The sequence below is a fragment of the Curtobacterium sp. MCBA15_013 genome, assembly GCF_001865095.1.
Classification (GTDB): Bacteria; Actinomycetota; Actinomycetes; order Actinomycetales; family Microbacteriaceae; genus Curtobacterium.
The window spans coordinates 22,079-35,182 of record NZ_MJGQ01000021.1 but is presented as its reverse complement, the minus strand read 5'-3'; the positions used below and the strand labels follow the sequence as shown (position 1 = coordinate 35,182).

11 protein-coding genes and 1 pseudogene are annotated in these 13,104 nt (G+C 64.5%); 3 read left to right on the top strand and 9 right to left on the bottom strand.

Annotated features, from left to right (window positions below; translation table 11 throughout):
* From BIV01_RS11980 to ctaD, 3 genes and pseudogenes are all read right to left on the bottom strand, one after another.
* Positions 1–383 (bottom strand): annotated as a pseudogene (locus BIV01_RS11980) (Fe-S cluster assembly protein SufB); the annotation flags it as partial.
* A gap of 109 nt (positions 384–492) precedes the next feature.
* Positions 493–765, bottom strand: coding sequence for a hypothetical protein (locus tag BIV01_RS11975; RefSeq protein WP_071302987.1), 273 nt, complete (start codon positions 763–765; stop codon positions 493–495).
* Entirely contained in the window at positions 762–2,402 is a 1,641-nt protein-coding gene (gene ctaD / locus BIV01_RS11970; protein WP_071302986.1) for an aa3-type cytochrome oxidase subunit I, read from the bottom strand. The genes BIV01_RS11975 and ctaD overlap by 4 nt, the downstream gene beginning before the upstream one ends.
* A 226-nt stretch (positions 2,403–2,628) precedes the next feature.
* Between ctaD and BIV01_RS11965 the strand changes: the two genes are divergently transcribed.
* The gene (locus BIV01_RS11965; protein WP_139199327.1) at positions 2,629–3,684 is read left to right on the top strand and encodes an AraC family transcriptional regulator; all 1,056 of its coding nucleotides are present in this window, start codon (positions 2,629–2,631) and stop codon (positions 3,682–3,684) included.
* Positions 3,685–3,737: 53 nt separating this feature from the next.
* Here BIV01_RS11965 and BIV01_RS11960 read toward each other — a convergent pair whose 3' ends face one another.
* The 3 genes from BIV01_RS11960 to BIV01_RS11950 form a co-directional block, all read right to left on the bottom strand.
* Positions 3,738–5,240 (bottom strand): catalase, encoded by a 1,503-nt coding sequence (locus BIV01_RS11960; protein WP_071302984.1) that lies wholly within the window; start codon positions 5,238–5,240, stop codon positions 3,738–3,740.
* 30 nt (positions 5,241–5,270) lie between these two features.
* Positions 5,271–5,564, bottom strand: a complete 294-nt coding sequence (locus tag BIV01_RS11955) for a transcriptional repressor (protein WP_071302983.1) — start codon at positions 5,562–5,564, stop codon at positions 5,271–5,273.
* 413 nt (positions 5,565–5,977) lie between these two features.
* Positions 5,978–6,241, bottom strand: coding sequence for a phosphoribosyl-ATP diphosphatase (locus tag BIV01_RS11950; RefSeq protein WP_071302989.1), 264 nt, complete (start codon positions 6,239–6,241; stop codon positions 5,978–5,980).
* A gap of 102 nt (positions 6,242–6,343) precedes the next feature.
* Between BIV01_RS11950 and BIV01_RS11945 the strand changes: the two genes are divergently transcribed.
* Both BIV01_RS11945 and BIV01_RS11940 read left to right on the top strand, forming a co-directional pair.
* Complete coding sequence (locus tag BIV01_RS11945; RefSeq protein ID WP_071302982.1) at positions 6,344–7,129, top strand: SDR family NAD(P)-dependent oxidoreductase; 786 nt, start codon at positions 6,344–6,346, stop codon at positions 7,127–7,129.
* Positions 7,130–7,334: 205 nt separating this feature from the next.
* A complete protein-coding gene (locus BIV01_RS11940; RefSeq protein ID WP_071302981.1) occupies positions 7,335–8,675 on the top strand; it encodes an MFS transporter in 1,341 nt (446 codons plus the stop codon).
* A gap of 27 nt (positions 8,676–8,702) precedes the next feature.
* Here BIV01_RS11940 and BIV01_RS11935 read toward each other — a convergent pair whose 3' ends face one another.
* The 3 genes from BIV01_RS11935 to BIV01_RS11925 form a co-directional block, all read right to left on the bottom strand.
* A complete protein-coding gene (locus BIV01_RS11935) occupies positions 8,703–9,116 on the bottom strand; it encodes a tautomerase family protein (RefSeq protein ID WP_071302980.1) in 414 nt (137 codons plus the stop codon).
* A gap of 909 nt (positions 9,117–10,025) precedes the next feature.
* Positions 10,026–10,307: a helix-turn-helix transcriptional regulator gene (locus BIV01_RS11930; protein WP_139199326.1), complete on the bottom strand. Its 282-nt coding sequence runs from the start codon at positions 10,305–10,307 to the stop codon at positions 10,026–10,028.
* Between the two features lie 274 nt (positions 10,308–10,581).
* Positions 10,582–13,062, bottom strand: coding sequence for an AAA family ATPase (locus BIV01_RS11925; RefSeq protein WP_139199325.1), 2,481 nt, complete (start codon positions 13,060–13,062; stop codon positions 10,582–10,584).
* Positions 13,063–13,104: the final 42 nt, after the last annotated feature.

Here is a 13,104-nt window from a genome sequence, read left to right as displayed (position 1 = left end):
GCGGCGACGCCGGCGACGAGGCGCTGGCGCTCGGCCTCGGGGATGCCGAGCTTCTCGTAGGTCGCGCGGATGTCCTCGGGGAGGTCTTCCCACGACTGCGCCTGCTTCTCGGTGGAGCGCACGAAGTACTTGATGTTGTCGAAGTCGATGCCCGTCAGGTCGGCACCCCACGTCGGCATCGGCTTGCGACCGAAGAGCTGCAGGCCCTTGAGCCGGTTCTTGAGCATCCACTCGGGCTCGGACTTGAGGTTCGAGATGTCGGTCACGACCTCTTCCGAGATGCCGCGGCGAGCAGAGGCGCCGGCCGAGTCGGAGTCGGACCAGCCGAACTCGTATTGGCCGAGCCCTTCGAGCTCGGGACGGTCGATGAGCAGATCTGACATAGCGATTCCTTGGAAGACGTGCGGTGCCTCACCCGAACGAGGTGAGGCACCGCGGGTGTCCCCAGAACGTCGCCCGGAAAGCGGTCCTGGAGGGCTGCTGCGGGAGCGGTTACCGCAGCAGGTAAGGGACGACGACGGCGCTGGTCCAGATGAGGATCACGGCGCTTCCGCCGATGGCGAGCAGGCGACGGCTGCGCCGCTTCTGCGAGATCGGGACGTCTCCCCAGATGCTTGCCCGAACCGTCAGTTGGTGGGCTTCTCTAACGAGTCCAGCGATGTGGCTGTCGTCCTCGTCGAGGAGTCCGAGCTGGGCGGCTCGGGAGATTCGGACCGCTTCGTCAAGGGTGAGCTCCGGGAGTCGTTCGCGGCTGCGGATGCTCATGGTGTGCCTGCCCCCTCCGCTGAGGAACCGCCGATCTCGGGTGCGTCCGCCTTCGGGCCGACACCGGTTGGGATGCCCGCCTCCGGATGGTTCAGATCGAAGGCCGGGGACTCGGATCGGATTCGAGGGATGGCGGTGAAGTTGTGTCGCGGGATCGGGCATGCGGTCGCCCACTCGAGGGAGCGGCCGTACCCCCAGGGGTCATTCACCGCCACCTTCGGTGCGCGACGGGCGGTGACGTACACGTTGTACAGGAACGGGATGAAGGAGATGGCGAGGATCATCGACCCGATCGTCGACAGCTGGTTCATCCAGGTGAAGCCGTCGCTCGGCAAGTAGGTGGCGTAGCGGCGAGGCATGCCGATCACGCCGAGCCAGTGCTGGATGAGGAACGTTGTGTGGAAGCCGATGAACAGCAGCCAGAAGTGAATCTTCCCGAGGCGCTCGTTGAGCATCTTCCCTGTCCATTTCGGCCACCAGAAGTAGAAGCCGGCGAAGGCGGCGAAGACGACCGACCCGAAGACGACGTAGTGGAAGTGCGCGACGACGAAGTACGAGTCGGTGAGGTGGAAGTCCAGTGGTGGGCTGGCGAGGATAACTCCAGTGAGACCGCCGAATGTGAACGTGATCAGGAACCCGATGGCCCACAGCATTGGAGTTTCGAAGGTCACAGAGCCGCGCCAGAGCGTGGCCACCCAGTTGAAGCACTTCAGGCCAGTGGGCACGGCGATGAGCATGGTCATCAGGGAGAACCAGGGCAGCAGGACTCCACCGGTGGCGTACATGTGGTGCGCCCAGACGGTGACGGACAGCGCGGCGATCGCGAGCGTGGCGTATACGAGGGTCTTGTATCCGAAGATCGGCTTCCGCGCGAAGACCGGGAAGATCTCCGACACGATGCCGAAGAACGGCAGCACGAGGATGTAAACCTCCGGGTGGCCGAAGAACCAGAACATGTGCTGCCAGAGCAGCGCGCCACCGTTCGCGGGGTTGAAGATCTGTGCGTCGTACACACGGTCAAGGGTCAGTCCGAACAGCGCGGTCGCCAGGACGGGGAAGGCCAGCAGCGCCAGCAGGCTGGTCACGAGCACGTTCCAGGTGAACACGGACATGCGGAACATGGTCATGCCCGGGGCGCGCATCGTGATGATCGTGGTGATGAAGTTCACGGCGCCGAAAATGGTGGAGAAGCCCGTGAGGATTAGTCCCACGGCCCAGAGGCTGCCGCCGAGCCCGGGCGAGAACGTGGTGTCACTCAGCGGCGCGTACGCGAACCACCCGAATCCGGCGGCGCCCTGCGGGGTGAGGAACCCACCGGCGACCATCAGACCACCGAACAGGTACAGCCAGTACGAGAAGGCGTTGAGTCGGGGGAACGCGACGTCGGGGGCTCCGATGTGCACCGGCATGAGCGCGTTCGCGAATCCGGAGAACAGTGGTGTCGCGAACAACAACAGCATGATCGTGCCGTGCATCGTGAACAGCTGGTTGTACTGCTCTTTCGTTGCCACAACGTGCAGTCCGGGTTCGAACAGTTGCGCGCGGATCACCAGCGCCATCAACCCGGCGAGCAGGAACCAGATGAAGGCCGTGATCAGGTACAGGTAGCCGACGATCTTGTGATCGGTGGATGTCATCCATCGGACGACGAGGTTGCCGTGTGCGACGTGAGGTGTTCGACCGCTCGCCGGGGGATCTCCAGCGGCTCGACGCTGTTCGGTTGCCTGACTCACAGTGCTCCTCGGGGTCGGACGGGTGGTGCGTATTCACGCTACGAACCACGGGCGACCAGCAACCAGCAGCGACAGCGCAACGACTTGCACGATCCGCGCATCGCGAGGACGATGGTGAAACGATATTTCGTTGCTCACGGCCCGGAAATCCGGCTTCTGTTCCGGTGTGCAACAACTGGCGAAGGAGATGCCTGTGGTTGCCATATCCGCGCACGATGCGTCCTCGGATCAGGAGAACACGCACGCCGATCCCGATCAGTTGCGCGCCTCGCTGCGGTCCGCATCAGGAGGCGTACCGACACGGCAGGTCGGAGAGCGGGAGTTCATCCCGGTTGATCTTGGGCCGATTTCGGTGGAGCAGTTGACGTTGGTGTCACCGGTGGAACCGCACCGGCATCCGTTCCTCGAGGTGGTGCTCGTCACCGACGGTGCGGGCGAGCATCACAGCGAAGCCGGAGTGAGTGCGATCCGTCGAGGCAGTGTCCTCATCGTGCCGGTCGGCGCGTGGCATGCCTGGGCACCGGACACTCAGGTGGAGATCTGCAACGTGTACATCGCGGCGTCGGCGTTGACTCAGGAGTTGTTTTGGCTGCGGTCCCTCCCCGGCGTCGGAGAGGCATTTACTGACGAGGACGGCTTCGGGCAGGTGCTGGTCACCGACTTGGCGGCGCGGCAGTGGCATGCGGCGGTGTCTGGGTTGGAGCAGCTAGTTGCCGCACGAGGCGGGTCACGGTTCGACGTGCTCGCCGCGTTGTATGAGCTGCTCCGCTGCGTACCGCTGCTGCAGGACGCAGCCTCGCAGGGAGCCTCCCGCGGCGTTGCCGACGCGATCGCTGTGCCGGCGCTGCCGACGGCGGGGCTGCGGTATCGGACGGTTGTCGCTCGAACGGTCGCGGCGATGCATGCAGGTCTTGCTCAACCGTGGACGTTGGACGCGTTAGCGCGGGAGGCGCGCCTGTCGGAGTCACAGCTCGTGCGGGTGTTCCGCGCGGATACCGGTTCGGCGCCGTTGACGTACTTGCAGCAATTGCGCGCGGAACGGTTCGCGCGGCTACTGCGGACGACGTCGTTGCCGGTGGCGCAGATCGGGACCGCTGTGGGGTGGCCGGAGCCGGGGTATGCGTCGCGGCGGTTCAAAGCGTTTTGGGGTGTGTCCCCGTCGGAATATCGCAGGCAGATGACCTGACCAGCGCCTGCGGCGAGCCCCACCGGTACCGGTGGGGCTCGCCGGGTGCTGATTTACGAGGCGGAGACGGTGTCCGTGATCACCGGCGGTGCTGCCGTCGGCGCGAGGTCGGCTGTCGCCACCGCGTCGATCAGCTGCTTTCCGAGATCGGTGTCGACCTGCGCCCAGTACCGCAGCGCCTGGTCACGGACCCGTGGCACGGTGATGCTGGTCAGCTGGCCGGCCAACGTCCGCAGCAGCCGTGCCTTCTGCGCGTCGGTGAAAACCTCCCGGTACAGCGCGCCCGCCTGACCGAAGTCGTCGTCGTCGCTGTGCAAGGTCTGCGCCGACATCACGAGCACACCGTCGGACTCCCAGCTGCCCTTGCCGGCTGCAGCGGGATCGGCGATCGGGCCGTTGAAGGAGTTCGGCGCGTACACGGGGGTCGTCGGAGCGTTGAACGTGGTCCGTGCGGCACCGTCCTGCATGTAGTTGTGCACCGCGGTCTTCGGCCGGTTCGAGGGTAGCTCGTTGTAGTTCACGCCAAGCCGGTACCGCTGGGCGTCCGGGTAGGAGAACACACGCGCCATCAGCATCTTGTCGGGGCTGACGTCGGTGCCGGGTACGAGGTTCGCCGGCGAGAATGATGCCTGCTCGATCTGGACGAAGAAGTTCTCCGGGTTGCGGTTCAACGTCATCGTGCCGACCTTGATGAGCGGATAGTCGCTGTGCGGCCAGACCTTCGTCACGTCGAACGGGTTGAACCGGTACGTCTTCGCCTCCTCGTACGGCATGATCTGCACGTTGAGGTCCCACGACGGGTGATTGCCATCGGCGATGGCGGTGAACAGGTCGCGGCGGTAGTAGTCCGCGTCCTGCCCGGCGAGCTGCTCCGCGGTCTCTGCCGTGAGCTCGGCTTCGCCAGTGAGCGGCTTCCAGTGGTACTTCACCCAGAACCGGTCACCGTCGGCGTTAATCCACTGGAAGGTGTGGGACCCGTACCCGGGCATCGTGCGCCATGACGCTGGGATACCCCGATCGCCCATCAGGTAGGTGACCTGGTGGGCGGATTCCGGTGAGAGGCTCCAGAAGTCCCACTGCATGTCGGCGTTCCGCAGTGCGGAGTCCGGCAGCCGCTTCTGCGAGTGGATGAAGTCCGGGAACTTGACTGCGTCGCGGATGAAGAACACGGGGGTGTTGTTCCCGACGATGTCGTAGTTGCCCTCGGCGGTGTAGAACCTGACCGAGAATCCGCGAACGTCACGCCAGGTGTCCGGGGAACCCTGCTCACCGGCAACGGTGGAGAACCGGGCGAGGGTCTCCGACTGCGCGTGCGGCTGGAACACCGCGGCACGCGTGTACGCGGAAACGTCCCCGGTGACGGTGAAGGCGCCGAACGCACCACCGCCCTTTGCGTGCACGACACGCTCCGGAATGCGCTCTCGAGCGAAGTGCGCAAGCTTTTCGAGGAGGTATCGGTCGTGCAGCACCGTTGCGCCGTCAGGGCCAGCGGTAAGGGAGTGGTCGTTCGAAGCCACGGGTGCACCGGTGAGGTCGGTGAGCCGATCTGCTGTCATGCGAATTGTCTCGTTTCGTTGCGTGAAGCGTCAGGCGATGTCGCGTGCGGTGCCGGACAACGTGAACACGGCGGGTCGGATGCTGCCCGTGCGTTCCACGAGACGGCGCTCCTGCATCCGCATCAGCGTGTTGTACAACGACCGCAGTGTGATGCCGGGGACCCGTTTTTCGACATGGCGCATCAACTCAGGTGCGGTCATCCCACTGCTGCTGGACAGCGCGCGCATCACTTCGATGCGGCTGAGGGTGACGTGCGCCCCAACCGTCCGAAGACGGTCGCTGATGCAGGTGTCGGAGTGAAGGTTGCTGCTGATGTCGTCCATGGATGGCCCGCTGATTCGCCTGACTGGTGAAAGGCGGCGGCTGCGGAGCGGTGTCGAGGTGTGGGAGAGCTCCCACGACGCAGTCGGCACGCTCGGTGCGCAGCCGCCGTGCGGTGCCCCTTCGGGCGGGACACCGCAACCGTTGATGGGGTGGTGAACCCTTCAGCGGTCACAAAGTGAGTCCGCTACTGCGGACTCGGTCAGGCTTCGTCGGGAACAGCCGTCCACGGCGCTCGTCCGTTCGACGGCAGTGCAGACGCGATCTCCGCGAAGGTGCCAATCGACCGCGGCTGACCGGGCAGACGCCCACACGTGTCCTGCCGAATGGCACGGACACGAACACGAAGCATGCCGCTACGGTAACTCACCGCTCCGCCGGCGCCGAGGCGGAACGGGAAAACGTGACAACCGGGTCAGAGGTGGCGCCACACGTCGGCCGGCCGGAGTCCCTTCGCCAGCATCAGCACCTGTAGGTGGTACAGCAGCTGCGAGATCTCGTCGGTCAGTTCCTCGGCCGTCTCATGCTCGGCAGCAATCCACACTTCCGCTGCTTCCTCGACGATCTTCTTGCCGATCTGGTGTACGCCTGCGGCGTGCTCAATGACCGTGCGCGATGACGCGTCGCCATCCCGGACCTTCGTTTCGAGCTCGGTGAACAGGTCCTCGAACGTCTTCACAGCGTCGACGGTACCCGTCGATGAGTTGAACTCGAAGCGGAATGTTGTCACGGTTTCCGCGGGCACGGACGCCGGCTCTCCCTCCACGTATTCTGGCGAGCCATGAGTACATCCCTTCCCGCCGGCCGCTACGGCCTCACCGGCAAAACCGTCGTCATCACCGGAGCCGGCTCCGGCATCGGCCGCGCCATCGCGCACGCGTTCGCTGCGGAAGGCGCGAACGTCGTCATCGCTGGCCGACGCATGGAGGCGTTGCAGGAGACCGCCGCACGCTTCGCTGACACCATCATCCCGACACAGACGGACGTGCAGGACGCAGAGAGCGTCCGGGCGCTGCTCGACGGTGCCGCGGAACGGTTCGGGTCCGTTGACGTCGTCGTCAGCAACGCCGCCGGTTATACGTCGGGCCCGCTCGAGGACATCGACGATGACACGGTGACCTCGCTGGTCACGACGAATGTAACCGGCGCGGTCCATCTCGCGCAGGCGTCGATTTCGCACCTCAAGGCCTCCCGCGGCACACTGCTGTTCACCACCAGCGTGTCGTCGCTGCGAGGCGACTGGGGGCAGTCGCTGTACAACGCGACGAAGGGCGCACTCACCCCGTTGATGCAGTCGCTCGCGTTGGATCTCGGCGAGTTCGGTGTTCGTGTCAACGCGGTTGCCCCGGCAGCGACACGCACCGAGATGACCGAGGAAACCCTCTCCGACGAGCGGGCAGAAGCAGCGTTCAAGAACCGCGTCGCGCTCGGTCGGGTCGGCGAACCCAACGACATCGCTCCGGCGTACCTGTTCCTGGCCAGCGATGACGCGCGGTACATCACCGGCGTGACGTTGCCGGTCGATGGCGGTACGAGCGCATCGACCGGCCAGCCGCACTTCGACTGAGCCCAATCAACACGGCGCCGTCACCAGTTCACGGTGACGGCGCCGTCGCTTTGTCCAGTGGACCGGGCGGTGCCCGGAGGACGCATCTCCTTGGATGTTCCGCGCGCCCCCGGGAGGCCGATGCCCGCGCGCATGCGATTGTGCGAGAAGTGAGGCAGGCCATACTTCGTTGCCCTTCGAAGCGGCTGGCCGAACACTGCTACGCATGTCTTCCACAACATCGCGCACGGTCCTCGCAGGCGTCGCCGCCCTGGCGTTGATGCTGGACCTGATGGACGCCACCGCCGTATCGGTCGTTCTGCCCGCGATCGGCAGCGACTTGGGAACGTCGCCGAAAACGTTGGGGTTCGTCGTGACCTCATACGTCGCAGGACTCATCGCGGCCATGCTGCTCACCGGTCACGTCTCCCGCCGCTACGGAGCGCGCGCTGTCTTCTGCGGCGGACTGCTGGTATTCGTGATCGGCTCAGCTGCGACGGCAATGGCAGACACGACGCTGCTGCTTGCTGGTGCCCGAATGGTTCAGGGCCTCGGCGGCGGTGTCCTGGTGCCCACAGCGACCGCTGTCGTCCTGGACCAGTTCGGACCTGATCGTCGTGCGACGGCATCCCTGGTTGTGTCGATCCCCGCAACGATCGCACCAGCGGTCGGCCCCTTGATTGCAGCAATCTTCGTCGATGGTGGGTCGTGGCGCCTGCTGTTCTGGATGAACCTCCCACTCGGGGTCCTGCTGATCGTGCTTGCGTGGCTGACCTTCCCCACGACGCGCGAACGCGCTGGCTCCTTCGATTGGCTCGGCTACGCCGCGCTCACCGGCGGCGCCGTCGCGTTGCTGATCCTGGTCGACCCGAACGACACGCCATTGGTGGTGCGAAGTGTTGCTGCGATCGTGGCCGCCGTCTCCGCCGCCGTCTTCGTCCGGCGCCTGCGGACGTCTTCGGCTGCGGTGATTCCACCGAGAGTGTTTCGCGGCCGAGGATTTCGCCTCAGCGTGCTGGTGATGCTGGCGGCGTCCGCGTCGTTCGCGGCGGTCACGTTCGTCCTGCCGCAGCAGCGGCAAACGGACGGTTCCACTGTGCTGGCGTCCGCGCTCACACTGAGCGTTCATGCCGCTGGCGTGCTCGCCGCGTTAGCCGTCACCTCACGGCTCATCAAACGGGTCAGTCCGGCGCTTCTGCTGATCGTCGGCATGAGCGTCTACACCATCGCCATCGGAGCGCTCATCGCGGGTGGGAACTGGCCGACGTGGGCAGTCACGGCTGCGATGTTCGTCGGAGGTGTCGGCTACGGCGCCACCGTCGTTCCGCTGCAGACGATCCCGTTCGAGGGGATGGAGGGCGCGGAACTCGGTGACGCCGTGCCGGTGCTGTCATTGGCCCGTCAGGCTGGCCTGATCCTCGGACCAGCTTTCGCGTCTGTGATCCTCACCGTGGCTTCCAGCCCACACGCGATGCTGACCGCAACGCTCGCCGCTGCGGTCGGAGCCGTCCTCGCCGTCCGCCTGCGACATGGCACACCCGAGAAGGCAGGTGTGGCTCCGCGGTAGGCGCACGCAGACCGACGAGGAGCGAAATCAGCTCTGCACCCAGGGCATCGCGACGTCGATGTCCGAGAGCAGTTTCCCGCCGCCGAAACTCATGTGCTCGAGCGGGATTGCGTACATGAGCAGGCTGACATCGTCAGGGCTGATGCCTGCCCGTTCGATTGCGTACTGCGTGATCAGTTCAGCGAGCTTCCGCTTCTGGTCGAGGGTTCGGGTCTCGCTGAACGTCACCGTCACGATCACGCTCCGCTTGGATCTGCGCGCGTTCGGGAACGTGGGATGAATGAACAGTTCGTTCTCGCCATGCTCACTGATGACGATGAACCTGTCCTCCATCGGGGTTCCCATCGCCTCGTGCAGCGCCAGGTTGAGTGCGTCCGCGAGACCGCGCTTTTCGTCAACTGTGAATGTATCGGCGGGAATGTGAGCTTGGAACACTGGCATTTTCTGACTCCTTGCATTTTCGCTGTTGCGTTTCGTCGCTCTATCTCTGTTCGAGCGATATGGGGGCTCCGGTCGCGACCGCCTGATCACTCCCACCGCAGGTCAGATCACTCCGGATCGGTGAGGTATCGACCAGGCATGCCCGGACACGTCGGCTACGGGTCGCCGCACGGTTCGCGCGGCGACGCACGGCTCCCCCAGTGTCTCGCTCGGACAGATACGGGAGTCGTCCGATCAACGCGTTGTGTGCGTCGATGCGCGCGCTTCAGACAGCAACGACTCTCACTCGTGATCGCCACGGCCGGCTGATTGCCCACGGTTGTGCGCCGGTGACGGGGGCCCATGCGCTGAGGTCCGGAAGCCCGCGTCGCGCAGCTTCAACGCTTCGATGGACTTCTTTGGCCGAACTTGGTATGGTCCTATTTATGAACGCGGGTGGCGGCGGGATACTTCGCCGGGTTGCAAAGTTTCTCGACGACCGTGAGATCCCGCGCGTCGGGTGGCCAACAACGGTCGTACCGCCAGCTGGGACGCGTGTATCAGCGCTCGAGCGCGCCTCCAGCTTGACGATCACTGTCACGGATGGTCGCTTCGATGGGACAGCGCGGCTTGACCTCGAAACTCGCGAGGTCGTCGTGTCAGCAACCGGACGCAGCGAGCAGGCTCGATCACGTTTGAGACGTACCGTGCTCCAGTTCATCGTCGACCGTAACGACTTCGACGAACGCTGCGGACTCACCACCCGGCCCGCGGCCCCCTCGTTCGACGAGCGAGACCCAGACACATGGACGCCACTGCAGCTCCTCGCCGACGTTACCGACAGCGACTGGTATCCACCCGCGCCGGAAGAGCGAAGCCCTGAGGCATGGCACGCGTTCTACGCATCAGCGCACCGGTTCAACGACCGGTTCACGACGCCGGACGTCTCGGCCACAACGCCGCGTCCAAACCGACCTCAAGGCGTGCGATCGTCGCCAAATCAGGCCACGCCTGACCCGCCAGCACCCGCTGCAAGGTGACGTGACCAATCCCGGCGTCCGCTGCAACCGAGCGAAGGCTCCGTCCCGCCATCGCATCGCGGACGTTCAATACGAACTGGCGGGCGATCTCCCCGAACTGATCCGGGGAAGGCACCTCCGGCCACGGGGTACCAGCGAGCTCCACCGGCAACGCGCGCATCGGACGACCCATACCGCAAGCGTAGAGGGCGACCACTGCCGAACGTGCGCAGCGCGCACCTTCTCGACGAACAGCACGTACTCGATCTGGCGAGTGGGCGTCGGCTGCCCATCGCGGGAGCGATACTCAGCGAGACGAAGCGTGTGCGGACAAGTCCGAGCGCGGCGACAGTGGTCAGGTTGAAGAGAACCCTCTGTTGCACGCGTGCTAGTTGAAGGTCGAGCCGCCTGTCGGCACGTGCCGAGCTTTGCGCAGCCGAGGCGGCGGGCATCTTGCCAGTCTCGCGCTACCCCTCAACCGGATCGGCTCCCTGCTTCCCAATTTTTTGCTTCCCCTTCGGCGGCACGTCGCCTGGCATCTCCGGCGCTTCGATCTGATCCGCAGATCGAAGCGACCCGGCATCTGTCGCAGCAGCATCAATCAAGGCACTTGCAGGGTCGCGGGAGGCATCGTCCTGGTAGGCAATACGCGACACGTTGCTGAACGCCCTGATCTGCTCGCGGAATTCGGCAAAGCGCGGCGTGTTCGGCTCAGCGAGGTCATCGAGTTGGAACTCGCGAGAAATGCTGTAGAGACGAGTGCGGAACTCATCAACGTGATCCGCGTCATCGAGGGCCGTCTCCAGCTCCCGTAGGAGCTTGCGAGCGGCAATTTTCTTGATGCCATCGGTGTGGTCCCGTTCGAAGTTGCGAACAGCACGTTTCAGATGGTCATCGGTGCGCGCTCGCTCCTCCTCGGACAGCGCATCGTCCAACATCTCGGCAAGGCGCGTGAGCAAGACGGAGAACCGCCTCCGGAGGAGATCGGCACCCTCCACCTCCGCTTTCAGCGAGAGCAGTCCGATGACTTCGCGGGCAAGTCCTGCCTTCTCAAGGTGCTCGTCCGGAAAAGCCTTCACGAACGCTGCGGTCAACGACTCCCACAGCTTTCCGTCGTTTCCAGCTAGTTCGGCGGCGATGAGTTCAGACGTAAATCGGGTCGGGTCGATCTCATCGATGTCCACGAATCGTGCCAGGTGGTTGAGAGCCGCACGACGCGCGATTTCGAGCGGGATGAGGTCCTCGATTTCTTCGACCCGCAAGCCGTCCGCGAGATCCAGATCGTGGCCGGATGCCCAGACGTCCAGTCGGAGGATGTATTCGTCCTTGAGGATCCGCTTCTTGCGTGCATCTCCCCGCTTCAGGACGCGTTCCGCTTCCTTGCCGGCCTTGTCACCGTCCAGTAGGGCCACGCAGGCGGGCTTGACTGTGTCTCGGCCGCGGGCGAGGTACACCATGTACGGGATACTGTCCGCTCCTCCTGCGCCGACAACGGTGACATCGTTGAGATCGAGGCCGCCATAGGTCGTACCGTTGCGCTTCGCAAGGTGCGCCGCGAGTCCCGCAACGAGGATCTGGTCGGCGGGACCCTCGACGAAGAGGTTGCGACCGCCGATGAACGCCGTCTCCGCGACGTATGCACCGAGAGATGAGCGAAGCGGTTCGTAGCGGTTGTTTGCGGCATCCTTCACAACCCGGGTGCCTTCGTCTTCCGATCCCTTGTCCAGGACTCGGATGCGGTGCGGCGCGTTCTTGTCGATGAGGAATGGCGAGTGGGTGACGTAGACGACCTGTGAGCGGGGCCCCCCTCCTTCCGGCTGCGCGTACTCATGAAGAACACGCAGCAGGTCCTGCTGGCCAACGCTCGACAGGTACGCGTCAGGTTCGTCCAGGAGCAGCACGTCAGGCACGGTGTTCTGCAACCGATGCGCCGTCAGTTGGACGAAGTAGCTCAGGAAGAACCGCAGGCCCTGGCTGCGTTCCTTGAACGAGTACTTCGAAGCCGTGCGGTCACGGATCGCAAACGCGAGTTCCTGTTCCCGCGCTTCGACGAGCAGGTCGAAGTCGCGGTCTTGCGTCCACCACCGTTGGATATTGAGGTTCTCCCGGATGGTGGCGTTGATGCCTCCGACGATTGCGGCGACTTGCCCTTCCCGCTCCGAGGCAATTGCGTCTTCGAGCTCAGCGAAGGTCGCTGCGTCGACCTTCGCGACATCGATCAGAAGCGTCCTGGCCAGGGCGAATTCCTCGGCTCGCTTCTTTTCCGCGAGCTCGCTGGCCTCGTCGGCGCCGGCGCGAAGCACCGAGACAGCCAACTTCCCCGCTTCGGCTTCCGTCGGCTCGGCCAGCCCGAGTAGCTTTTGGAGGAACCCGGTCCGCTTGCCACGGTCCTGTAGCGGGGTACGCGCCCGACCGGCGAGCTCCGCGATCGACACACTGTCTGGAATCGCCAGATCGGTCTTCAGGGTGTGCAACGTCGGCAACGACGATTCCAACGTGGTCAGCTCGGGCGCGCTCAAATCGAACCGCTCGTCTCCGATGACCAAGAACGGCGCATTCGCGCCGGGGCGGTACAGGGTGAAGTCGGTCACGTGCTCGAACCTGCTGAGGCCAAGCGACTCGCCCTCCTCAAGGTGGAATGTCCCCCCGAACTCCGGAAGACGGATCTCGCCGCTCTTGACCGAATAGAGCTCGCTGTAACGGCAGAAGTCTGCCCGCGCGATCGGCGCCCCGGTCAGCACCGCCTCGATCGCGGTCAACAGCTGGCTCTTGCCCGCTTCGTTAGCACCAACAACTGCGGTGATGTCTGGCTCCAGCGGCACCTTCACGAAGGGGAACCACGGGTTCGCGTCCTCCCAGTCCGCCGGCTTGCTATCGGCCCGGGATTTGAGCTCGAAGTCATAGTTGAACGAACGGAAGAACCTGACGTCTATCCGGGTGATCCTCACGCTGTGCCGCCTCAATTTGAATCGAGCAATACTCCACTAGTC